This is a genomic window from Streptomyces sp. NPDC039465, assembly GCF_055639315.1.
The window spans coordinates 1-20780 of record NZ_JBVKAP010000009.1; the positions used below are offsets into that span (position 1 = coordinate 1).

Below are 20780 nucleotides of genomic sequence, written 5' to 3' on the forward strand. Positions count from 1 at the left end.
CACGACGTCCACACATCCCGCAAGACGGGCGCTACCACGTCCCGGAACAAGAAGTCGACCACTCCCCGCCCCCGCCGCACAGGTTAAAGATCAAGTTATAGGCTCCACACCACACACGGAGGTCTTCGTGTCCCACCGTAATGCCCGGCTGACCGTCTTCGGGAGGCGGCTGTTGGTCGAACGTGTCCGCTCGGGTCGTCCGGTCGCGCACGTCGCGGCCGAAATGGGCATCTCGCGGGCCACCGCCCACAAGTGGATGCGCCGGTGGCGGGCCGAGGGCGAGGCCGGGCTCGTCGATCGCTCCAGCCGGCCACGCACGACGCCGCACCGCACCCCGGCCGCCCTGGAGGCCCGCATCTGCAGCCTGCGGCAGGCCCGCAAACTCGGCCCGGCCCGCATCGGACCGATCCTGGGCCTGCCCGCCTCTACCGTGCACCGCATCCTGACCCGCCACGGCCTGCACCGCCTGGCCTGGCTCGACCGGCCCACCGGCGAACCCGTCCGCCGCTACGAACGTGTCCGGCCAGGCGAACTGGTCCACGTCGACATCAAGAAGCTCGGCAACATCCCCGACGGCGGCGGCCACAAGGTCCTGGACCGCCGCCGGGCCATGGACAACAAGATCGCCACCACGGACGAGCGCAAGAGCTGCAAGCCGGTCATCGGCTACAGCTACATCCACTCCGCCGTCGACGACCACTCCCGCCTGGCCTACAGCGAAGTCCTGCCCGACGAACGCCAGCACACCGCCGCAGCGTTCTGGCAGCGGGCCCAGGCGTTCTTCACCACCCACGGCATCACCGTCGAGCGGGTGCTGACCGACAACGGCTCCTGCTACAAGTCCAAGCTGTTCACCCAGACCCTGACCGCTGCCGGCATCGCCCACAAGCGCATCCGCCCCTACCGCCCGCAGACCAACGGCAAGGTCGAACGCTTCAACCGCACCCTGCTGGACGAGTGGGCCTACCTACGGCCCTACACCAGCAACACCGAGCGGACCGAGGCCCTGGCAGACTTCCTCCACACCTACAACCACCACCGCTGCCACACCGCACTGGACGGACACCCGCCCATCAGCCGCGTCAACAACGCTCCGGGTCAATACACCTAGTCCTGGACTTCGCCGCGGCGGCGCACGTGCGAGGCGAGCAGGCCGCCGAGGAATCCGGCGACCAGGCCCCACAGGAGGGCCAGGCCTGCCGCGGCCCACGGGTGCGGTCGTAGGAGGACCTCGCCGCCGAGGGCCTCGATGTCGCCGATGCCGAGGAGCGAGAGGCCGTAGCGGGCGGAGATCCGGGTGACGGGGCCGATGACGAGCAGGGTCAGGGCGAAGGCGACGCCGAGGTGGAGGGCGTGCTGCCAGAGCCGCGTCCGTGCCGGGGAGCGCACGGCCATGACGAACGCGGCGGCGAGCAGGAGCACGGCGGCGATGGGCACCAGCCACCAGGCGCGTTGGTCGTAGGAGGTGAGCGCGCCCAGGTCGAGGGTGGTGTTCTCCCGGCCGCGGAGCACCTGGTCGAGGATGTGCGGCATGGGCAGCCCGAACGGCCCGTCGACCTTGCCCTCCCAGGAGGCGCCGATGCCGAGGCCGAGCGCGAGCCAGGAGACGTTGGGCAGGCCGAGCAGGATCACGGCGAACGTCTCGGCGGGGTGGCCGCGGGTGGCGGCCACGACCAGCCCGATGACCAGGCCCAAGACCGCGCACGCGAGCAGCAGGAAGAGCATCGCGAAGGCGGCGGGACGGACCGGCTCCTGGTAGCGGACGAACCGGGCCGGGAGGGGCGCCGTACGGGAGACGAGCAGCGCGATGGTGAGGACGCCGAGCACCCACAGGAGCCCGAAGAGGACGGTCGGGCCCATGTCGGCCTCGAAACCGACGGTGATGGCGTCTTCGAGCAGCTCGCCGAAGATCTCGGCCGTGGGGTCCTGGCCGAGGTCGGGGGTGATGCCGAAGGTGTGCCGGGCGAGAGCGGCGGCGCCGACGAGGGCGGCCAGCCAGAGGAGCGTCGTACGGGCGATCCGGGCGAGGAGTTCGCCGGTCGAGGCGATGGCCCGATGGCGCAGGGGGCGCAGGAAGGCGATGCCGGTGGCGAGGGCGCCGGCCAGGGTGACGGTGAGGGGCATGGCGGACAGCTCGGCCTCGGTCCCGGCGAGGGGTCCCGCGTCGCCGGTCACGTCGATGGAGCCGCCGGCGGCCATCACGACGACAGCGGCGACCACGCTCGGGAAGGAGCCGTCGGGCAGGTCCGCGGCGCCGGCGGCCCACAGGCCCAGCGCCGCGAAGACGATCATGGCGAGGAATCCGGCGACCACGGCGACGAGGGCGTCGCGCCAGTCGTACGCGGCGCGCTGAGCGCCGGTCATGGCGGCGGTGGGTCCCTGACGGCTCACCCTGCCCACGCTAGGCCGCCTCTCGCGCCCTCGCCCGTCGGAGGGTCCATGTGGGCGGAGGCCTCCGACGCGACCCGGGCCCGCCCCGCCGTGCGGCGAGGGGCGTGCGACCACACAATGGCGCCGATCCGGAAGAAAGGGATGAAACGTGACTTCCGAGCCTCCCTCCGGCCGCCCGACCGGTCCTCCCTCGGGTCCTCTGTCCGGCCCCTCCTCCGGTCCTTCCTCAGGGCCGGGGCAGGCCGGTCCGCCCCCGCCGCCCGCCCCCCCTGGGGGCCGGGGCGGTCCCGGCGGGCCCGCGGGTCCCGGCGGTGAGGGCGGTGGCGGGGGCCCGTGGTGGCGGTCCGTGCCGAAGGTCGCCGCGCTCACCGCCGTTCTCGTCGCGGCGGCCGCGCTGACCGTCGTCCTCACCCGTTCGGACGGGGACGGAGGAGGCGGCGCGGCCGGGGGCGGCGGCGAGGTGTTCCTCGAGGCCGCGGCCGCGGAGGGCGCCGAGCCGTACACGAAGTCGACCGCCAACGAGAACGCCGTACCGCAGTCGCCCGCCCCGCTCCCGAGCCCGACCCAGGGCGGGACGAACACGACGCGCGGGGTCACCGGATCGTCGCCCGGGCTGTACGGCGGCACCAGGAACGTCGCCAGCTGCGACGTCGAGCGGCAGGTCGCGTATCTCGACGCCGAACCGGCCAAGAAGTCGTCGTTCGCGTCGGTCCTGGGGATCCAGCCGGACGCCGTCGCCGGGTATCTGCGCGGGCTGACGCCGGTGCAGCTGCGGTACGACACCCGTGTCACCAACCACGGCTACCGGGACGGGCGCGCCAACGCCTACCAGGCCGTCCTGCAGGCCGGGACCGCGGTCCTGGTCGACCCCCGGGGCGTGCCGCGGGTCCGCTGCGCCTGCGGCAACCCGCTCAAGGAGCCGGTGCCCCAGTCGAACCCGCAGCCCAAGGGCGCCGCCTGGCCGGCCTATCGCCCGGCCAGCATGGTGTTCGTCCGGCCGTCGGTGACGATCGTGAAGGTCTTCGTGATCTACGACCAGAAGAACCGCGAATGGGTGGCGCGGGAGCGCGGTGACCACGGAAAGAAGGACAAGAAGACCCGCCCGCCGAAGCAGCCTCCGATTCCGGTGTCGCCGATGCCTCCGAGTCCCGTGGGGCCGACCCCGTGCGTGACGGTGACGGGTGACGGCGAGTACAGCGGCACCGCGATCCCGTGCCCGCCCACCTCCAGCGCCCCGCCTCCCAAGTCCCCGGACACCGCGTCGCCCGACACCCGGTCGCCCGCGCCCCGGTCACCGGAGACCCGCTCGCCCGCGCCCCAGTCACCGGAGACCCGGTCGCCGGACACCGGGACCCCGACCGAGACGGAGACCGGGACCGAGCCGGACACGCAGTACGGCTCCCCGGCCTCCGAGTCCGCGGAGACCGCGCCGCCGCCCGATTCGCCCGAGGACGTCCCACCCTCACCCGCCTCGCCCGCACCACCGGACTGAATGAGGAGTCAGTAGCTGGGCTCGTTGACACGCACGCCGGGGCCTACCCTCGTCACCGTTCCTGAGGAGGCCTCCCGATGACCCGTGACGACGAGCCCGGCCGCGACCGCGGCGACGACCCCGGCGGCGCCCGCGGTCCCGCCGCCGCTGATGTCGTCCACCTGGACCGACCATGTCACCGGCCGACAGGGGTTTCTGGTGATTGACCGGCTCGTCCGCGGGGTGTGCAGCGGCGGGCTGCGGATGCGGGCGGGCTGCACCCGGGACGAGGTCGCGGGGCTGGCCCGCGGGATGACGATGAAGGAGGCCCTGCACTACGACCCGACGGCCCGCTACATCCCGCTCGGCGGCGCCAAGGGCGGGATCGACTGCGACCCCCGGGATCCGGAGGCCTACGGCCTGCTGGTGCGCTATTTGCACGCCATGCGGCCCTACATCGAGCGGTTCTGGACGACCGGCGAGGACCTGGGCCTCACCCAGGACCTCGTGGACCGGGCCCCCGCCGAGGCCGGTCTCGTCTCCTCCGTGCAGGCCGTCTACCCCTGCTGGACGACGAGGGGACGGCACGGGAGCGGCTCGCGGCCGCGTTCGCGGTGGACGTCGACGGCATCGGCCTCGACGAACTGGCGGGCGGCTGCGGCGTCGCCGAGTCCGTCCTCGCCGTCCTGGACCGCGCGGGTGTGCCGTACGACGGGACCCGGGTCTCCGTTCAGGGCCTGGGCACGATGGGCGGGGCCACGGCCCGGTTCCTGGCCGCCGCCGGGCTGCGCGTCGTCGCCGTCGCCGACGTCAAGGGCACGATCGCCCACCCCGACGGCCTCGACGTCGAGGCGCTGCTCGCCGCGCGCGACCACCACGGCACTGTGGACCGGGGCGCGCTCCGCCCCGGCGACCTGGAACTGCCCGGGGACGCCTGGCTGTCGGCCGACGCGGAGGTGCTCGTACCGGCCGCCGTCTCGTACGTCATCGACGCCGCCAACCAGGCACGGATCACGGCCCGTTGGGTCGTCGAGGCCGCCAACATGCCGGTCCTGCCGGAGGCCGAGGAACTGCTCGCGGCCCGCGGGATCACCGTCCTGCCGGACGTCGTCGTCAACTCCGCCACCAACGCCTGGTGGTGGTGGACCCTCTTCGGTGACATCGGCGCCGACGCGCAGGAGGCGTTCACGCACATCCGGCGGTCGATGCGGTCCCTCGTCGACGCCATGCTGACCCCCGCCGAACGCGACGCCACCACACCCCGATCGGCGGCACACACCCTGGCCGAGGACCGGCTGCCCCTGATCGCGGAGCGGTGCGGCTGGTACCCCTAGGGTCGGTCTTCGGTGGCGGCCTTCGCGCCGCCCAGGCCGTCGGGCGGGACGCCGATGCTCCGCCGCATGATGCGGCGCATCTCGCCGAGCTGGTCCCAGAACTCCACGATCTGGGTGTGCACCCGCTCCGGGGACTCGCCCCTGTTGTTCATCCGGTATCTCAGTGGAGGATGCAGAACTCGTTGCCCGCCGGGTCGGTGAGGGTGGTCCAGGTGTACGGGCCCTGGCGGCCGTGGTGGAGGAAGGTCGCGCCGCGGGAGAGGAGTCGTTCGACGACTGCCTCGGGGTCGTCCCCGCCGGTGGTGACGTCGAGATGGATGCGGTTCTTGACCTGCTTGGGCTCCGGGACGAGCTGGAAGAGGATGCGGGGCGCGCGGTCCGGGCCCTCCGGGTGGCGGATCCCCGCTCCCGCCTTCCACACCAGCGTGCCACGGTGGGTGGTCGTGTCGTCCTCGGTGGCCGCGCCTTCGGCGACCATCCGGCGGATGAACGGCTCGTCGCTCGGCTCCACCTCCCAGCCGAGCGCGTCCGCCCACCAGTCGGCGAGCGCGTGGGGTTCGTTCGAGTCGACGGTCACCTGGAAGAGATACGCCATGGGGCCGACCCTACTCAGCGGGGCACGGAAGAGGGGGCCGCGGCCGGGCCGGGGGTGTCGTGGCGCTGTGTACTGTGACGCCGTGGCCAGAGTTCGCTTGAGCGTGGAGGAGCGGCGCGAGGAGATGATGCGCGCTGCCGTCGAACAGATCGAGGCGCGTGGGGTGACGGCGGTCCGGATCGCCGATGTCGCCTCCGCCCTCGGGGTCAGCAACGCGCTGGTGCTGTACCACTTCTCGTCCAAGGAGAAGCTCGTCGCCGCGGCCTTCGCGTACGCCGCCCAGAGCGATCTGGCCCATCTGCGCAAGCTGCTCGGCCGCCGCACCACCGCCGTACGCCGGCTGCACGCCGCGATGCGCTGGTACGCGCCGACCGGGCAGGCCAAGGGCTGGCGGTTGTGGATCGAGGGCTGGGGGGCCGCTCTGCGGGAGCCGGGGCTGCGCGCGGTCACCCGTGACCTGGACCGGCAGTGGAAGGCGGCGCTGACCGACGTGATCGCCGAGGGCGCGGCGTCGGGCGAGTTCCGCTGCGCGTCCCCCGCCGACGCGGCCTGGCGCCTGACCGCGCTCCTGGACGGACTCGCCATCCAGATGACGTCGTACGCCGGCGCACCCGGCGGGCTCACCCGCGCCCGGATGCTGGACTGGACGGACGACGCGCTCGCCCGTGAGCTGGGCATCGACCGCGCGGACCTGCCGAGCCGCTGACGACCCGGCCCCCCTAGGCAGGGGCCGGGTCGTGTCTAGTCGGGCGGTTCCGGCAGGGGACGGTCGCCGGGCTCCGGGTCCATGGGGGGTTCCTCCGGCGGGCGGGGCTCGTCCGTGTCGGGCTCGGGCGGCTGGGGGTCGTGCGGTACGGGATCGGGGGTGGTCGGCACCGGGCCCGGTCCGTCTGGCGGCGGCTGGGTCATGACACCTCCTACCGGCTGCTCAGGGCCGCGAACTCGGCCAGGAGCGCCTTGTTGAACGCCTTCAGGTCGCCCGGTTTGCGGCTGGTGACCAGCGTCGAGGGGGCGGCGTGGCAGACCACGGCCTCCTCGTCCACCCAGATCCCGCCGGCGTTGCGGATGTCGGTGCGCACACTGGGCCAGGACGTGAGGGTCCGGCCGCGTACGACGTCGGCCTCCACCAGCGTCCAGGGCGCGTGACAGATCGCTGCGACGGGTTTCCCGGCCCCGAAGAAGTCCCGTACGAACCCGACGGCGGCCGCGTCCAGCCGCAGTGCGTCGGGGTTGGCGACGCCGCCGGGCAGGACCAGGGCGTCGTAGTCCTCGACCGAGCTGTCGGCGACCGTCGCGTCCACGGGGAAGGTGTCGGCCTTGTCCAGGTGCTTGAAGGCCTGGATACGGCCCGGCTTGGTGGACACGAGGGCCGGCTGTCCGCCGGCGTCCAGGACGGCCTGCCAGGGCTCGGTCAGCTCGACCTGTTCGACTCCCTCGGGAGCCATCAGGAACGCGACGCGCATACGCTCACTTCCTTCGCGCTCGTCTTGGTGCGGTAGTGCTCCAGTCGCGCGTCTGCCCCTGTCCGGCCACTTCACACAGCTTCGTGTGCCCCCGCGGCCGCGGCCCGCGGGGCCAGGTCTAGAGTCGGGACCACAGGCTTGATGATCTTGGTGGGGGCGGGTGTGGAGCTACGGCAGGTGCGCTACTTCGAGGCGGTCGTCCAGCAGGGCAACCTCACCCGCGCCGCCGAGGCCCTCGGGCTGCGCTCGTCGTCGCTGAGCGAGCAGATCATCGCCCTGGAGCGGACGCTCGGCGCGCCGCTCTTCCACCGCACCCCCTCCGGGATGGAGCCGACCCCGGCGGGCCTGGCGCTGGTGCCGTACGCCCGCGCCCTGCTGGAGACGGCTCGGGCCGCCGCACGGTCGGTGCGGGAGGCGTCGGCGGGGCAGGTGATCCGGATGGGGGTCACTCCTGGCAGCCCGCACACCGTGGTCGAGCGGCTCTGGCAGTGCTTCAAGGACCGGGAGCGCACCCTCGAACTGCTGGACGTGCCGACGGCCGACCAGCTCTGTGCCGTACGGCACGGGGCGCTGGAGGCGGGCCTTGTCGTCCTGCCCGCCGACACCGGCGGCCTGCGGACCGCGCCGGTGAGCGACGAGCAACTGGGCGTGCTCGTCGCGCACGATCATCCGCTCGCCGCCAAGTCCCGGCTCACCTGGGACGATCTGGACGGCGAGGAACTGCTCTGGTTCCCGCGCGATCTGGCGCCCGGCTACCACGACGACGTACTGTCCGTCTGCCATGCGGCCGGCTGGTGGCCGCGGCTGCGGGCCCGTCCGCCCCGCCGGAACCTCTTCGTCACCGAGCTGCGCAGCGAGCCCCGGCTGGTGGCGCTGCGGCCGCGCTGGGCGCTGGCGGACGGGGAGGGGCTCGCCTGGCGCCCGCTGGAGGGCGCTCCGACGCTGGTGCACGCGCTGATCTGGGCCGAGGGGACCGGCGCGGTGGTCGAGGAGGTGGCCGAGCGGCTACGGGTGGCCTGACCCGGCCCGCACGACGCGCGGCGTGGCCTGACCCGGCCCGTACGGCGTGGCCGAACGGACGTACGGCACCGCCGCGTGGACAGCCGAGACCATGATCGGCTTCTGTGGCGGTATGGCTACTTCTCTTCCCTCCCGCGCCGCGGACCTGGTGTTCCTCGACGGCACGGTGGTGACTGTGGACCGGGAGTTCACCGTCGCCACCGCCCTCGCCGTGACCGGTTCGGTGATCACTGCCGTGGGCGGACGCGCCGATGTCGAGCCGTACATCGGCCCGGACACGCGGGTCGTCGACCTCAAGGGCGCCACGCTCCTGCCCGGCATCAACGACTCGCATCTGCACGCCTGTCACTTCGGGCTCAGCACGCCCCCGATGGCACTCGACATCGCCTTCCCGGCGGTGCGGTCGATCGCCGACATCGCCGAGACGGTACGGGCCGCCGCCGCGTCGGCCCCCGCCGGGCAGTGGCTCACCGGCATCGGCTGGGACACCAGCACGCTCGCCGAGTGCGTCGCCGAGCCGGAGCGTCTGCCCTGACGCGCGGACCTGGACGCGGCCGCGCCGGACCACCCCGTCCTGCTCCAGGACCTCTCCGGACACGCCTCCTGGGCCAACTCCGCCGCGCTCGCCCTCGCCGGAATCGGCCAGGACACCGTCGCCCCGCCCGGCGGCGAGATCGTCAGGGACGCCCAGGGCGAAGCGACCGGTCTGCTCCGGGAGGGCGCCCAGGCGCTGGTGCAGCAGGCGGTGCCCGCGCTCACGCCCCAGGTCCGGGCCGACGCGATCCGTTCGGCCCTCGCCCAGCTGCGGGCGCTCGGCATCACCAGCTTCACCGAGCCGGGGCTCGGCCCGGGCGGCGAGGACATGTCCGGCGGCTCGATGGGCTCGGGCACCCTCGACGCGTACCGCACACTGCTGGCCGCCGGTGAACTGACCGCGCGGGTGGCGGTGTTGCTCCTGCCGACCGGACTGAGCAGCACCGCGGAGGAGTTCGCGCGTGTGACCGAGGCGCTGGTCCCGGTCGAGGACGGCGCCGATCCCCGGTGGCTGAACGTCATCGGGCTGAAGATCTTCGCCGACGGTGTGCCGCCCAACAAGACGGCCTGGATGCACGAGCCGTACGTGTCCGGGGGCTGCGGCGCCCTCGCCGTGGAGGGCGCGGACGACCCGGAGCGGATCGCCGCGATACGGGAAATGGTGCTCACCGGGCACCGCCACGGTCTCCAGCTGGGTATCCATGTGACCGGTGACCGGGGCATCGACACGGTCGTCGACGCGCTCGCCGCGGCGGCCGAGTCGGATCCGCGGGCGGACGCCCGGCACTACCTCATCCACGGCGACTTCCTGCCGGCCGGTGCGATGAAGCGGCTGGCGGCGCTCGGCTACGGCGTCAACATGAACCCCACCCTCAAGTGGGCGGTGGCCGACATGGAGGAGGAGCTGGTCGGGGCGGAGCGGGCGGCGTACGCCTGGCCGTACCGCGACGCGCTGGACGCGGGCGTCACGGTGACCAGCAGTTCGGACGCACCCGTCACCTTCCCCGACTGGCGTCAAGGGGTGTCCACGATGATGCTGCGCGAGTCCCGCGGTGGCCGGGTCAGCGGTCCCGGTCAGCGGATCTCGCTCGCCGAGGCCCTGCGGACGTACACCGCCGACGCGGCCTGGCAGGACTTCGCCGAGGACTGGAAGGGCTCCCTGGAGGTGGGGAAGGTCGCGGATCTGTGTGTGCTCGGCGGGGAGCTGCTCGACGCCGACCCGCGGGAGATCCCCGGGATGCCGGTGCTGCTGACCGTCGTGGACGGACGGGTCGTGCACGACCTGATGGCGCAGGCGCCCGAGGACGGCGTCTGACGGGGGATCACCAGTCCCGGGCCGCCGCCAGGAGCCGGTCGCGGACCAGGGCGACATGCGGGTGAGCGCCGGTGCCCGGACGCTGGACGAGATAGGCGGTGTTGATCGGCGGGTCGTCGGGGTCGTGGAGCGCGACCAGCGCCCCGGAGGCCAGTTCGGCCCGGCACAGATACCGGGGCAGCACGGTGAACCCGGCGCCCGCGGTCACCGCGGCGAGGACCCCACGCAGGTCGGGAACGGTGACGGCGGCGTGCCGGGTCAGCCGGGCGGCGAAGACGTGCCGCCAGTACCGGCGGGCGATCGGCAGGTCCTCGGCGTAGGTGACCAGCGGGACGCCGTGCAGCGCGGCGGGGCCGTCGGCGGCCACCCGGCCGGGGCCGCCGATCCGCTCGGCCCAGACCGGTGCCGCGACCAGGACGAACTCCTCGTCCGCGAGCGGCACGGCGGTCAGCGTGCGCCCCTTCGGCCGGGCCGTGGAGAAGACCAGGTCATGGCGGCCCGCGCGCAGTTCCTCCAGGAGCGGATCGGTCAGTCCTGTGGTCACCCGCAGCCGGACGCCCGCGTCGACCAGCGGTGCGAGCGCGGGCAGCGCGAGGACGCACAGCGCCTCGGCCGGGCCGGCCAGATGGACCGGCTCGGCGGGGCGGCTCCCGCCCGGGCCGTCCTCCTCGCCCGTGGCCGCGGCCAGCGCGTCGAGGGGTGCCCCGATCCGGGCCGCCAGTTCGTCGGCGTACGGCGCGGGGGCGACCCCGCGCGGCAGCCGCTCGAACAGCTCGCGCCCCATCTGCCGTTCCAGGGACCGGATCTGGGTCGTCACGGTCGGCTGGGAGAGGCCGAGCAGCCGGGCCGCGGCGGTGAACGATCCGGAGCGGTGCACGGCGAGGAAGGTGCGCAGCAGATTGAGGTCCGCCGGACCCGAGGCCGCTCCTGATCCCGATCCCGATCCCGGTCCGGGCCCGGGTCCCTGCGAACTCTCCGTACTCCTCTGTCCCATGGGTCTGATGCTAGGGGGGTTCCCGGGGCAGGGCCCACCACCGGGAGGGCGCTGTAGAGTCTGCCGGAGATACGTGTTCGGACCGGGGGACCACGGCGGGGGGCGGGGGCTGATGCGACAGCGTGTGCGCGGCATCGTCGCGACCGTACTGCCGTCCGTCCTGCTCGGCGTGTGGGCCACCTTCCTCGTCCTCACCGGTGCCACCACCCCGCCCACCCAGGCCGCCCCGGTGGCCGCCGCGGCGATGTCGCAGCCGGTACGCGCCGACGCCCCCACCCGTCTCCGGGAATCCCGGGAGACCCGGCAGGCACGGCAGACCGAACGGGCGCCGGTGGCACGGCAAGCGGTGGCCACCGACGTCACGGCGCGGCCTCCGGTGCCCACCGGCGCGCTCGAAGGGCCGGCGCCCTACGGCGACGAACGGCCGCTCGTCGGCGGTGAGTCGGTGCTGCCCCGCCAGGAGCGGGCGCCGCCGTCCCACGCGTACCACCCGCGCCACAGCCGCGCACCACCCTCCACGCGGAGCAGCTGAGCCTTCCGCCCTGCCCGTATGCCCCGTCGGCCCCATGTGCCGACGGGTTCTTCTCCGTGGAGAGACCCATGTCTTCTCGTGCCACGGCCTGGCGTGCGCTGTTCGCGCTCGCCGTCGTCGCCGTGTCCCTCTTCTTCGCCTTCCATGCCCCGGCCCGTCTCGGACTCGATCTGCGCGGCGGCACCCGTATCGTCCTGGAGACCCAGGACTCCCCCACCGTGCGCGCCGACGCGGCGGCCACCGACCGTGCCTTGGAGGTGCTCCGGCAGCGGGTCGACGCGCTCGGTGTCGCCGAGCCGACGCTCGCCCGCTCCGGTGAGCGGCGGATCGTCGTCGAACTGCCCGGCGTACGCGATCCGCGGGAGGCGGCCGCGCTGATCGGCCGCACCGCCCAGCTGTCCTTCCACCCCGTGCTCGGCCAGGCCGCGACGCCCGACGGCAAGAACGTCCTCGCCGACCCGGACGCCCCGGGCCGCGCCCTGCGCCTCGCCCCCGCCGCGCTCACCGGCGACGGGGTCAAGGGCGCCGACGCCGTCCTCGACGCCCAGTCGGGAAGCTGGCGGGTCGATCTCGCCTTCCGCGGCAAGGCCGGCGAGCAGTGGGCCCGGATCACCAGCGAGGCGGCGTGCGCCCCGCAGGGCGACCCCAAGCGGAGGGTCGCGATCGTGCTCGACGGGCGGATCGTGTCCGCGCCGGGCATGCAGACGGGTGTCCCGTGCGGCGCGGGGATCCAGGGCGGGTCCGGCCAGATCACCGGCGGATTCGACGCGGCGGCGGCCCGGGAGCTCGCCGCGCTGGTCGAGGGCGGCGCGCTGCCCGTGCCGGTGACGACGGTCGAGCAGTCCACGGTCGGCCCGACGCTCGGCGCGGACGCGATCCGGGCCAGCGCGCAGGCGGCCCTGATCGGTCTGGTGTGCACCGCCGTCTTCGTGATGGTCGTGTACCGGCTGCTCGGGGCGCTCGCGACGGTGGCGCTCGCGCTGTACGGGCTGATCGCCTACGCGTGCGTGGTCGCGCTGGGCGCCACGCTGACCCTGCCCGGTCTCGCCGGGTTCGTCCTCGCGGTCGGTATGGCCGTGGACGCGAACGTGCTGGTCTTCGAACGGGCCCGGGAGGAGTACGCGAACGGCGGCGCGCGGTCCAAGGGGGCGGGCGCTGTGCGGGATCTGCGGCGGCCGCTGCGCACCGGTTTCGCCAAGGCGTTCAGCGCCGTCGTCGACTCGAACGTGACCACGCTGCTCGCCGCCGGTCTACTGTTCTTCTTCGCGACGGGCCCGGTCAAGGGGTTCGGGGTGACGCTGGCCGTCGGCGTCGTCGCGTCGATGCTGTCGGCGCTGGTCATCACGCGGGTCCTTGCGGAGTGGGCGGTGCGCCGCCGGTTCGTGGCCCGGCGGCCGGGGCTCACCGGCATGGCGAGCACGGGCCGGGTGCGCGCCTGGCTCGACCGTCGCCGGCCGCGGCTGATGCGGCGGCGCAGGCTGTGGCTGGGGCTGTGCGCGGGGCTCGTGCTGTGCGCGCTGGCCGGTATCGGCGTGCGCGGCCTGGAGCTCGGGGTCGAGTTCACCGGCGGGCGGGTCGTCGAGTACGCGACCGGGCGGACGCTCGACGCGGACACGGCCCGGGCGGCGGTGTCGGAGGCCGGGTTCCCGCGGGCGGTGGTACAGACGTCGGACGGCGACGGGGTCACCGTACGCACCGGGGAGCTCTCCAACGACGAGCAGGAGCGGATCCGGGCGGCGCTGGCGGCGGCCGGGGGGTCGGCGAGCGTGGAGCGGGACGAGCTGATCGGGCCGAGCCTCGGAAGTGAGCTGCGCACGAAGGCGCTGATCGCGCTGGGGGTGGCGGTGGCCGCCCAACTGGTCTATCTCACCGTCCGGTTCCGCTGGACGTTCGCGGCCGCGGCGGTCACGGCGATGGTGCAGGACGTCCTGCTGGTGGTGGGGCTCTTCGCCTGGCTCGGCAGGCCGGTCGACAGTGTGTTCCTGGCGGCGCTGCTGACGGTGATCGGCTACTCGGTCAACGACACCGTGGTCGTCTTCGACCGGCTGCGCGAGCTGCGCCGGGCGGCCGGGCGCAGCCCGGTGTGGCCGGAGCTGGCCGATCGCGCGGTGACGCAGACCGTGCCGCGGACGGTCAACACCGGTATGGGCGCGCTGTTCGTGCTGCTTGCGCTCGCCGTGCTCGGCGGGGACTCGCTCACCGACTTCTCGATCGCGCTCCTCGCGGGCGTGGTCGCCGGGATCGCGTCGTCCGTGTTCACGGCGATGCCGCTGGCGGTCGTGCTGGAGACCCGTCATCCGGCGCCGGTACGTCCGGAGCGCGGCGCGGCGCGGAAGGGTACGGGCGCGGTGGTGTGACCTCCGGCGGGCTCGGACGGGTGGCCCTTCGGGTCATCCGTCCGGGCCGAAGGGGCTGTCGTCCAGGTGGGCCAGCAGGTCGGCCGGGTCGCGGAACACCACCTTGGCGCCCGCCGCTTCGAGGTCGGAGCGGGGGATGCCGCCGCACAGGAGGCCGACGCAGGGGACGCCCGCGCGGCTGGCCGCCTTCATGTCCCAGACCGTGTCGCCGACGAAGACCGCGTCCGAGGGGTCGGCGCCGACGGCCTCCAGGGCCTGTTGGACGGGTTCGGGGGCGGGTTTGCCCTGCTCCACGTCGTCGGCGCTCGCCGTGGTCGTGATGGCCTCGTCCGCGTCGATGGCGCGGCGCAGCGCGTCGAGTTCGGTGCCTTCGGCGGAGGTGACCAGGACGACCTTCCGGCCTTGGCCTGCGAGGGTCTTCAGCAGCTTCCCCGCGGAGGCGAAGGCGGTGAGCCGTTCGAAGTACGTGCCGTAGAGGGTCTTGTGGGCGTCGGAGAGGGACTCGTCCTCGTCCTTGTCGCGGTCCTCGCCGAGCACATGGGCGATCAGGTCCTCGGCGGGGCGGCCGACGGCCCGGTGGATGTCATGGGTGGGCACGCGGTGGCCGGCCTGGCGGAACGCCTCCCACCAGCAGACGACATGGAGATGGTTGGTGTCGACGAGCGTGCCGTCGACGTCGAAGAGTGCCGCGCGCGTCATGCCGCCACCTCGTCTCGGGTTCGGGGCGGCCGTGGCCGCCCGCCTTTCGCCCCAGGCTCCGCAGGGAGCCGCTCGGAGGCTCCGCCTAGCGCGGGTATTCCTCGCGGATGTCTCCCCGTTCGGTCTCCGGTTCCTGCCTCAGGGCCCGCTCGCTCTGCTCCTTGAGCCGTTCTCCCTGGTCGCGGAGGCGCTGGGCCTCCTCGGGGTCGGTGGACAGACGGGCCCGGCGCAGCAGGTTCTCGGCCTTGTCGCGCTGGTGTTCGGCCCGCGCGCGTGCGCCGTCACGCGCCCTGTATTCGTCACTCACCGTGGCCTCCTCGACGTGCGGGGCGCCCCGGGCTGACGTACGGTGCCGTACCGGCGGTGGGCGCCGCGGCCACTGGGCGGCTTCCCAGACCGCGGAACGCAAAACACGACATTCGGGCGGTCCGCACGTTTCGGCGCGGCCGGACCGGCAAACCGCCCGACATGGTGCACATCGGATACACAATGATGACCGAGCAAGCCGGCCCCCAGGAGCTGGTCGAGCACGTCGTACGGGCCGAGGAGGCCGGGTTCGACTTCTCCGTCACCTCCGACCACTACTTCCCGTGGCTCGACACCCAAGGGCACGCCCCGTACGCCTGGAGCGTGCTGGGCGCCGCCGCGCAGGCCACCTCGCGGATCCCGCTCATGACGTACGTGACCTGCCCCACGGTCCGCTACCACCCCGCGGTCGTGGCGCAGAAGGCGGCGACGATGCAGCTGCTGTCCGGCGGACGGTTCCGTCTCGGCCTCGGCTCCGGCGAGAACCTCAACGAGCACGTCGTCGGCGCCGGCTGGCCCGCCGCCCACGTCCGCCTGGAGATGCTGGAGGAGGCCATCGGCATCATCCGCGCCCTCTTCGAGGGCGAAGAGGTGAACCATCACGGCCCCCACTACGACGTCGAGAACGCGCGGCTGTGGGACCTGCCCGACACCCCGCCGCCGATCGGCGTGGCCGCCTCCGGCGACCGGTCGTGTGCCCTCGCCGGCCGGCTGGGCGATCTGCTGGTCGCGATCGAGCCGAAGAGTGAGCTGGTGGAGGCGTTCGACCGGCACGGCGGCGCGGGCAAGCCCCGGGTCGGGCAGCTGCCCATCTGCTACGACACGGACCAGGAGGCGGCGCTGGCCCGGGCCCACGAGCAGTTCCGCTGGTCGGTCGGCGGCTGGGACGTCAACGCCGAGCTGCGCGGGCCCGCCGGGTTCGCGGCGGCCACCCAGCACGTACGGCCCGAGGACGTCGCCGAGACCATCCCCTGCGGCGACGACGTGGACGCGGTCGTCAAGGCCGTGGGCGAGTTCGCCGAAGCCGGCTTCACGGAGGTCGCCCTCGTCCAGGTCGGCGGCGACCAGCAGAGGCCGTTCCTGGACTGGGCCCACAAGGAGCTGCTCCCCGCGCTGCGGGCGTGATCTCCCCAAGGAGCCCGACCGCAAGGAGCCTGACCCGAAGGAGCTTGACCCCATGCAGCCTGACATGAACAGCGACTCGGGTCTGCGGGTGGTCGTCACCGGCGCCACCGGCAATGTGGGCACGAGCGTCGTACGGGCGCTCGTCGCGGAGCCGCTGGTCGGTTCCGTGGTGGGCATCGCCCGTCGGCGGCCCGGGCTCGAACTGCCGAAGACGCGCTGGGAAGAGGTCGACCTGTCGAAGAACGAGGACGCGGGCGCGCTCCTGACGTGCGTCCGGGGAGCGGACGCGGTGGTCCATCTGGCCTGGCGGTTCCAGCCGACCCACAATCCCGGGACGACCTGGCGGGCGAACGTGCTCGGCTCGCTGCGGGTCTTCGAGGCGGTGGCGGCCGCCGGGGTGCCCTCGCTCGTCTACGCCTCGTCGGTCGGCGCGTACTCCCCCGGCCCCAAGACCGAGCCCGGGGTGGACGAGTCGTGGCCGACGCACGGCTGGCCCGGCGCCGCCTACTGCCGGGAGAAGTCGTATCTGGAGCGGGTCCTGGACACTTATGAGCGCGACCATCCGAAGGTGCGGGTGGTGCGGATGCGGCCGGCGTTCATGTTCAAGGAGCAGTCCGCGAGCGAGCAGCGCCGGATCTTCGCCGGGCGCTTCTTCCCCGGTCCGCTGCTTCGGCCCGGGCTGCTGCCGTTCGTCCCGGACATCGAGGGGCTGCGCTTCCAGGCCCTGCACACCGACGACGCGGCGCAGGCCTACCGGCTGGCCGTCATCGGCGACGCCCGAGGGCCGTTCAACCTGGCGGCGGATCCGGTGATCGACGCGCGGCGGCTCTCCGAACTCCTCGACGCCCGCATCGTGCGACTGCCCCGACGGGCCGCGCACGGCGCGATCTCCGCGGCCTGGCACATGCGGGTGGCGCCGGCCTCGCCGGATCTGTTCGACGCGGTGCTGCGGCTGCCGCTGATGTCCACGGCACGGGCCGAGCGCGAGCTCGGCTGGCGGCCCACGGAGAGCGCCCTGGACGCGGTGACCGCCTTCCTGCGTGGCGTACGGGAGGGCAGCGGCGATCTGACGGGTCCGCTCGTGGGGCGCCGGATCGGCTGAGGTGAGCGGGTGACGGGAGGGGCGCGGTGGGGCGCGCCCCTCCCGTGTGTGCCAGGGCGGGCGCGGTGGGGCGCGCTCCTCCCGGGCTTGCCGGGGCCCGTGGACCCCGGCCGCTCAGTGGCCGCGGCTCAGAGGCCGATGTCGCGGGCCCGCATGTCCTCCGGGGACTCCCGGCGGACCAGCAGCCGGGCGTGGCCGTCGTGGACGGCGACGACCGGGGGCCGGCCGACGAGGTTGTAGCCGGAGGCCATGGAGAGGTGGTAGGCCCCGGCGACCGGCACGGCGAGCAGGTCGCCGGGGCGGACGTCCCCGGGCAGCGGCACGTCGGCGGCGAGGATGTCACCGGCCTCGCAGTGGCGGCCGACGACGGTGGCCGTGGCGGGCGGGGCGTCGGTGGCGCGGCCGACGAGGCGGGGCGCGTACCGCACCCCGTACAGCGCGGGCCGGGGATTGTCGCTCATCCCGCCGTCGACGGCGACGAAGGTGTGTTCTCCGGTGCGCTTGACGGCGAGGACGCGGTAGAGCGCGATGCCCGCGGGCCCGGCGACGGCCCGGCCGGGCTCGACGGTGAGGCGGGGCACGGGCAGGTGGGCGGCGGCGCAGCTCTCGGCGAGGGCGGCGCGCACCCGGCGGCCGAGGACGGCGATGTCGAGGGCTTCCTCGCCAGGCCGGTAGGCGACGCCGTGGCCACCGCCGAGGTCGAGCTCGGGCAGCCGGACCCCGTGCTGGTCGCGGATGCGGGCCAGCACGCCGACCATGCGGCGCACGGCGGACAGGAACGGTTTGACGGTGGTGATCTGGGAGCCCAGGTGGCAGTGGAGTCCGACGAGTTGGAGTTCGGACCGGGCGAGGATGCGGGTGATGGTGTGCAGGGCGGAGCCGTCGGCGACGGACAGGCCGAACTTCTGGTCGTCGGTGCCGGTACGGATCTTGTCGTGGGCGCCCGCGGTGATCCCGGGCACCACTCTGACCAGCACCTTCTGCCGGCCGTTCGGGCCGAGGGCGGCGGCGAGGCGGGCTATCTCGGAGGCGCTGTCGATCACGATGCGGCCGACGCCGAGCCGCAGCGCGGTCTCCAGGTCCCGGGGGCTCTTGGCGTTGCCGTGCAGCACGATCCGTTCGGGCGGGAAGCCCGCGGTGACGGCGAGTTCGAGCTCCCCGGCGGAGCAGACGTCGAGGCCGAGGCCCTCCTCGTCGACCCAGCGGGCCATGGCCCGGCACAGGAACGCCTTGGCGGCGTAGACGACGTCGGCGTCCGGGAACGCCGCGCGGTAGGCGCGGCAGCGGGCGCGCACCTCGGCCTCGTCGAGGAGGTAGACGGGGGTGCCGAACCGGGCGGCGGCCTCGGTGAGCGGGACGCCACCGACGGCGAGGTCGGCGCCGTCGAGCCGGGTCGTGGAGGCGGGCCAGACCGACAGGTCGTCGCCGGTGGTCCGGGCCCGGGGCACGGACCGTACGAGCGGCATGGTGGTCATCGGGTTCCTTTCAGCCGGTCCACGGGGTGAGCGCGTCGGCGGGCGCCGCCGGGCGGTCGCCCCAGGGGCGCGCGGGCCGCCCGGCCGGGCCGGTCCCGACCGGCTGATCCGCCAGGCCGGTGGCGGATTCGCCGGGCGCGTCCCGGTCGCCGGCGGGCAGGGGTGTCGCGGCGGGGGCCGCGAGCTGGGGGTCGACGGTGAGGGCGCCGACGCCGAGCGGCGCGGTGAGCGCGCGCAGCGCGGGCTCCGCGAGTCTGATCCATGCCTGGTGTGCGCCGAGGACGGCGTGGAGCCGGCGCTCGGTGGTGAAGCCGACGGCGGTCCGGGCGCCGAGGGGCGTACGGAACAGCCGCGCGGCGTATCCGGAGGGGGCCGGCCGGACCGGGACGTACAGGGGTCCGGCCGGGGGCCGTGGTGAAGGGTCGGGGTCGTCGCCGTCGGAGGCGCTGCGGCGGGTGAACTCGGGCATGGGCTTCCTTCGTGACGGGGTGTGGGTCCGTTCGAGCTCCGGCCGCGGAGCGGGGAACCGGAGCCCGCCCTGTGACGCTATGCCCGGTGCACGGGTCCCCTCGGCGCCTCTTGACGGGACGCTGACGATGCTTTGCGAGGTGTTGACACGGCGACCGCGCGGGGGCGGCTCCGGAGCGGGCGGACGGGGTGTCAAAACCGCGCGGAGGGCGTGCCGGTGGAGCGTCGAGCGGCGCATGCGCGGGCGGCCGGGCCGCCGCCCGGGACTCAGTACGCCCAGCACATGCCCGGCGCCACAATGCGATGGCGCGGGCGGCCGGCGGCTCTCTACCCTCGGCCCATGGATCACGTGGATCAGGGTGCCGATGTCCTCAATGTCGTCGACGTGGAGGCGACCTGCTGGGACGGCCAACCGCCGCCCGGGGCCGTCAGCGAGATCATCGAGATAGGTCTGACCGTGGTCGACCTGAGGGCGGGCGAGCGGTCGGCCCGCCACCGCATCCTGGTGCGGCCCGAGCGCTCGGCTGTGAGCACCTTCTGCACCGAACTGACCGGGCTCACCCAGGAGGAGGTGGACACCGGCCTGTCCTTCGCCGAGGCGTGCCGGACGCTCGCCGTCGAGCACGCGGCCGGGATGCGTCCGTGGGCCAGCTGGGGCGACTACGACCGCCGTCAGTTCGCCCGCCAGTGCCGGGCGACCGGCACCCCGTACCCCTTCGGCCGACGCCACACCAACGCCAAGGCCGTCTTCACCGACGCGCACGGCCTTGGCAAGCGCCCGGGCATGGCGCAGGCGCTGCGGATCGCGGGGCTGCCGCTGGAGGGGCGGCACCACCGGGGCGAGGACGACGCCTGGAACATCGCCGCCCTGGTGCTGTCGCTGGCGAAGGCCGGCCACTGGGGGTCCCCCGGCTGAGCCAGGGGGGACGATCGGCGGGACCGCGGGACGGGGTGGTGACCCGATTCCTCCGGCGGCCGGGTCCGTCAGGCGAATCCCGTCTCCAGGTATACGGCCTCGCCGCTGCGGCGGGCCCGGTCGACCTGGGCGAGGTGGGCGAAGGTGCGCGGGGTCATGGTCCGCTCCCACTCGTCGAGCGAGCAGACGCGGTATTCGGTGTGTTCCTCGGGGTCCAGGACGACCTGTTCGAGCTGGGCGTCGGTGAGGGTGCCGCCGTCGAAGATGAAGCCGACGTGGCTGGCGGGCCAGTCGTCGCCGACGGGGGCGTTGAAGTGGGCGCCGAGCAGGCGGGGTTCGCCGTCGAAGACGATGCCGGTCTCCTCCCGGCATTCGCGGACGGCGGTCTGCCACAGCGTCTCGCCGGGGTCCATGTTGCCGCCGGGCCACTGCCACCGTTCCGTCCCGTACCTCGCCTTGAGCTGGAAGGGGCGGCCCTGGGTGTCGGTGAAGTAGAGGCAGGCGTACGCCGTGACCTTCGGCAGGGTCGCGATGTACTCGGCGGGTGGCAGCCAGGTGTTGGCCATCAGGTCAGCTCCCTCGTCGGGCCCGTCACGGCCCGGAGCGGCGTGTCCGGGCCGTCTGCGTCACCCGCTCATCCTCCCGGCTCGGCGGGCCCGGCCCCGTGCCCGGCGGCGGCGTCA

21 protein-coding genes and 2 pseudogenes are annotated in these 20780 nt (G+C 73.9%); 11 read left to right on the top strand and 12 right to left on the bottom strand.

Annotation, left to right across the window (positions count from 1 at the left end; all coding sequences use genetic code 11):
* The first annotated feature begins 127 nt into the window (after positions 1-127).
* Positions 128-1111 (top strand): IS481 family transposase, encoded by a 984-nt coding sequence (locus ACZ7LT_RS26770; protein WP_471238661.1) that lies wholly within the window; start codon positions 128-130, stop codon positions 1109-1111.
* Here the strand turns inward: ACZ7LT_RS26770 and ACZ7LT_RS26775 are convergent.
* A complete protein-coding gene (locus ACZ7LT_RS26775; RefSeq protein WP_471238862.1) occupies positions 1108-2364 on the bottom strand; it encodes a streptophobe family protein in 1257 nt (418 codons plus the stop codon). The genes ACZ7LT_RS26770 and ACZ7LT_RS26775 overlap by 4 nt on opposite strands.
* Before the next feature lie 175 nt (positions 2365-2539).
* Here ACZ7LT_RS26775 and ACZ7LT_RS26780 point away from each other — a divergent pair, with 175 nt between their 5' ends.
* The gene (locus ACZ7LT_RS26780) at positions 2540-3883 is read left to right on the top strand and encodes a DUF6777 domain-containing protein (protein ID WP_471238662.1); all 1344 of its coding nucleotides are present in this window, start codon (positions 2540-2542) and stop codon (positions 3881-3883) included.
* Positions 3884-3891: 8 nt separating this feature from the next.
* Here the strand turns inward: ACZ7LT_RS26780 and ACZ7LT_RS26785 are convergent, their stop codons facing one another.
* On the bottom strand, positions 3892-4044 hold the full coding sequence (locus tag ACZ7LT_RS26785; RefSeq protein WP_471238872.1) for a hypothetical protein: 153 nt from the start codon (positions 4042-4044) through the stop codon (positions 3892-3894).
* On the opposite strand from ACZ7LT_RS26785, the pseudogene ACZ7LT_RS26790 reads away from it, so the two are divergent.
* Positions 4034-5196 (top strand): annotated as a pseudogene (locus tag ACZ7LT_RS26790) (glutamate dehydrogenase). The gene ACZ7LT_RS26785 and the pseudogene ACZ7LT_RS26790 overlap by 11 nt on opposite strands.
* Here ACZ7LT_RS26790 and ACZ7LT_RS26795 read toward each other — a convergent pair.
* Entirely contained in the window at positions 5193-5348 is a 156-nt protein-coding gene (locus ACZ7LT_RS26795; RefSeq protein WP_471238663.1) for a hypothetical protein, read from the bottom strand. The pseudogene ACZ7LT_RS26790 and the gene ACZ7LT_RS26795 overlap by 4 nt on opposite strands.
* Positions 5349-5356: 8 nt before the next feature.
* Complete coding sequence (locus tag ACZ7LT_RS26800; protein ID WP_471238664.1) at positions 5357-5791, bottom strand: VOC family protein; 435 nt, start codon at positions 5789-5791, stop codon at positions 5357-5359.
* An 82-nt stretch (positions 5792-5873) separates the two neighbouring features.
* Here ACZ7LT_RS26800 and ACZ7LT_RS26805 point away from each other — a divergent pair, with 82 nt between their 5' ends.
* A complete protein-coding gene (locus ACZ7LT_RS26805; protein ID WP_471238665.1) occupies positions 5874-6497 on the top strand; it encodes a TetR/AcrR family transcriptional regulator in 624 nt (207 codons plus the stop codon).
* Positions 6498-6532: 35 nt separating this feature from the next.
* On the opposite strand, the gene ACZ7LT_RS26810 is transcribed toward ACZ7LT_RS26805, so the two are convergent.
* Positions 6533-6700 carry a hypothetical protein gene (locus ACZ7LT_RS26810; protein WP_471238666.1) on the bottom strand — a complete coding sequence of 56 codons (168 nt, stop codon included), beginning with the start codon at positions 6698-6700 and terminating at the stop codon, positions 6533-6535.
* An 8-nt stretch (positions 6701-6708) separates the two neighbouring features.
* Positions 6709-7254 (bottom strand): type 1 glutamine amidotransferase domain-containing protein, encoded by a 546-nt coding sequence (locus ACZ7LT_RS26815; RefSeq protein ID WP_471238667.1) that lies wholly within the window; start codon positions 7252-7254, stop codon positions 6709-6711.
* A gap of 141 nt (positions 7255-7395) precedes the next feature.
* Here ACZ7LT_RS26815 and ACZ7LT_RS26820 point away from each other — a divergent pair, with 141 nt between their 5' ends.
* Entirely contained in the window at positions 7396-8274 is an 879-nt protein-coding gene (locus ACZ7LT_RS26820) for a LysR family transcriptional regulator (protein WP_471238668.1), read from the top strand.
* Between the two features lie 112 nt (positions 8275-8386).
* Positions 8387-10123: pseudogene (locus tag ACZ7LT_RS26825) on the top strand (amidohydrolase).
* A gap of 7 nt (positions 10124-10130) precedes the next feature.
* On the opposite strand, the gene ACZ7LT_RS26830 reads toward ACZ7LT_RS26825, so the two are convergent.
* Positions 10131-11117, bottom strand: a complete 987-nt coding sequence (locus tag ACZ7LT_RS26830) for a LysR family transcriptional regulator (RefSeq protein WP_471238669.1) — start codon at positions 11115-11117, stop codon at positions 10131-10133.
* 112 nt (positions 11118-11229) lie between these two features.
* Here ACZ7LT_RS26830 and ACZ7LT_RS26835 point away from each other — a divergent pair, with 112 nt between their 5' ends.
* The gene (locus ACZ7LT_RS26835; RefSeq protein ID WP_471238670.1) at positions 11230-11649 is read left to right on the top strand and encodes a hypothetical protein; all 420 of its coding nucleotides are present in this window, start codon (positions 11230-11232) and stop codon (positions 11647-11649) included.
* Positions 11650-11717: 68 nt separating this feature from the next.
* Positions 11718-14006, top strand: a complete 2289-nt coding sequence (gene secD, locus ACZ7LT_RS26840) for a protein translocase subunit SecD (RefSeq protein WP_471238671.1) — start codon at positions 11718-11720, stop codon at positions 14004-14006.
* Between the two features lie 33 nt (positions 14007-14039).
* On the opposite strand, the gene ACZ7LT_RS26845 is transcribed toward secD, so the two are convergent.
* Positions 14040-14705: an HAD family hydrolase gene (locus ACZ7LT_RS26845; RefSeq protein ID WP_471238672.1), complete on the bottom strand. Its 666-nt coding sequence runs from the start codon at positions 14703-14705 to the stop codon at positions 14040-14042.
* Between the two features lie 85 nt (positions 14706-14790).
* Positions 14791-15012: a DUF6381 family protein gene (locus tag ACZ7LT_RS26850; RefSeq protein ID WP_471238673.1), complete on the bottom strand. Its 222-nt coding sequence runs from the start codon at positions 15010-15012 to the stop codon at positions 14791-14793.
* Between the two features lie 161 nt (positions 15013-15173).
* Between ACZ7LT_RS26850 and ACZ7LT_RS26855 the strand changes: the two genes are divergently transcribed.
* Positions 15174-16136: an LLM class F420-dependent oxidoreductase gene (locus ACZ7LT_RS26855; RefSeq protein ID WP_471238674.1), complete on the top strand. Its 963-nt coding sequence runs from the start codon at positions 15174-15176 to the stop codon at positions 16134-16136.
* Positions 16137-16188: 52 nt separating this feature from the next.
* Positions 16189-17238: an NAD-dependent epimerase/dehydratase family protein gene (locus ACZ7LT_RS26860; RefSeq protein WP_471238675.1), complete on the top strand. Its 1050-nt coding sequence runs from the start codon at positions 16189-16191 to the stop codon at positions 17236-17238.
* Between the two features lie 128 nt (positions 17239-17366).
* Here ACZ7LT_RS26860 and lysA read toward each other — a convergent pair whose 3' ends face one another.
* Both lysA and ACZ7LT_RS26870 read right to left on the bottom strand, forming a co-directional pair.
* On the bottom strand, positions 17367-18713 hold the full coding sequence (gene lysA, locus ACZ7LT_RS26865) for a diaminopimelate decarboxylase (protein ID WP_471238676.1): 1347 nt from the start codon (positions 18711-18713) through the stop codon (positions 17367-17369).
* Between the two features lie 10 nt (positions 18714-18723).
* A complete protein-coding gene (locus ACZ7LT_RS26870) occupies positions 18724-19182 on the bottom strand; it encodes an SAV_915 family protein (RefSeq protein WP_471238677.1) in 459 nt (152 codons plus the stop codon).
* A 339-nt stretch (positions 19183-19521) separates the two neighbouring features.
* Between ACZ7LT_RS26870 and ACZ7LT_RS26875 the strand changes: the two genes are divergently transcribed.
* On the top strand, positions 19522-20097 hold the full coding sequence (locus ACZ7LT_RS26875; RefSeq protein ID WP_471238678.1) for a 3'-5' exonuclease: 576 nt from the start codon (positions 19522-19524) through the stop codon (positions 20095-20097).
* Positions 20098-20165: 68 nt separating this feature from the next.
* Here the strand turns inward: ACZ7LT_RS26875 and ACZ7LT_RS26880 are convergent, their stop codons facing one another.
* The gene (locus ACZ7LT_RS26880) at positions 20166-20663 is read right to left on the bottom strand and encodes an NUDIX domain-containing protein (RefSeq protein ID WP_471238679.1); all 498 of its coding nucleotides are present in this window, start codon (positions 20661-20663) and stop codon (positions 20166-20168) included.
* Between the last annotated feature and the right edge of the window lie 117 nt (positions 20664-20780).

Excerpts from the sequence above, each read along its gene's own strand:
- ACZ7LT_RS26815 (WP_471238667.1), bottom strand. The coding sequence starts at position 7,254 with ATGCGCGTCGCGTTCCTGATGGCTCCCGAGGGAGTCGAACAGGTCGAG.
- ACZ7LT_RS26810 (WP_471238666.1), bottom strand. The coding sequence starts at position 6,700 with ATGACCCAGCCGCCGCCAGACGGACCGGGCCCGGTGCCGACCACCCCC.
- ACZ7LT_RS26855 (WP_471238674.1), top strand. The coding sequence starts at position 15,174 with ATGGTGCACATCGGATACACAATGATGACCGAGCAAGCCGGCCCCCAG.
- ACZ7LT_RS26845 (WP_471238672.1), bottom strand. The coding sequence starts at position 14,705 with ATGACGCGCGCGGCACTCTTCGACGTCGACGGCACGCTCGTCGACACC.
- ACZ7LT_RS26800 (WP_471238664.1), bottom strand. The coding sequence starts at position 5,791 with ATGGCGTATCTCTTCCAGGTGACCGTCGACTCGAACGAACCCCACGCG.
- ACZ7LT_RS26880 (WP_471238679.1), bottom strand. The coding sequence starts at position 20,663 with ATGGCCAACACCTGGCTGCCACCCGCCGAGTACATCGCGACCCTGCCG.
- secD (WP_471238671.1), top strand. The coding sequence starts at position 11,718 with ATGTCTTCTCGTGCCACGGCCTGGCGTGCGCTGTTCGCGCTCGCCGTC.
- ACZ7LT_RS26775 (WP_471238862.1), bottom strand. The coding sequence starts at position 2,364 with ATGACCGGCGCTCAGCGCGCCGCGTACGACTGGCGCGACGCCCTCGTC.
- ACZ7LT_RS26830 (WP_471238669.1), bottom strand. The coding sequence starts at position 11,117 with ATGGGACAGAGGAGTACGGAGAGTTCGCAGGGACCCGGGCCCGGACCG.
- ACZ7LT_RS26795 (WP_471238663.1), bottom strand. The coding sequence starts at position 5,348 with ATGAACAACAGGGGCGAGTCCCCGGAGCGGGTGCACACCCAGATCGTG.
- lysA (WP_471238676.1), bottom strand. The coding sequence starts at position 18,713 with ATGACCACCATGCCGCTCGTACGGTCCGTGCCCCGGGCCCGGACCACC.
- ACZ7LT_RS26875 (WP_471238678.1), top strand. The coding sequence starts at position 19,522 with ATGGATCACGTGGATCAGGGTGCCGATGTCCTCAATGTCGTCGACGTG.
- ACZ7LT_RS26820 (WP_471238668.1), top strand. The coding sequence starts at position 7,396 with ATGATCTTGGTGGGGGCGGGTGTGGAGCTACGGCAGGTGCGCTACTTC.
- ACZ7LT_RS26870 (WP_471238677.1), bottom strand. The coding sequence starts at position 19,182 with ATGCCCGAGTTCACCCGCCGCAGCGCCTCCGACGGCGACGACCCCGAC.
- ACZ7LT_RS26835 (WP_471238670.1), top strand. The coding sequence starts at position 11,230 with ATGCGACAGCGTGTGCGCGGCATCGTCGCGACCGTACTGCCGTCCGTC.
- ACZ7LT_RS26860 (WP_471238675.1), top strand. The coding sequence starts at position 16,189 with ATGCAGCCTGACATGAACAGCGACTCGGGTCTGCGGGTGGTCGTCACC.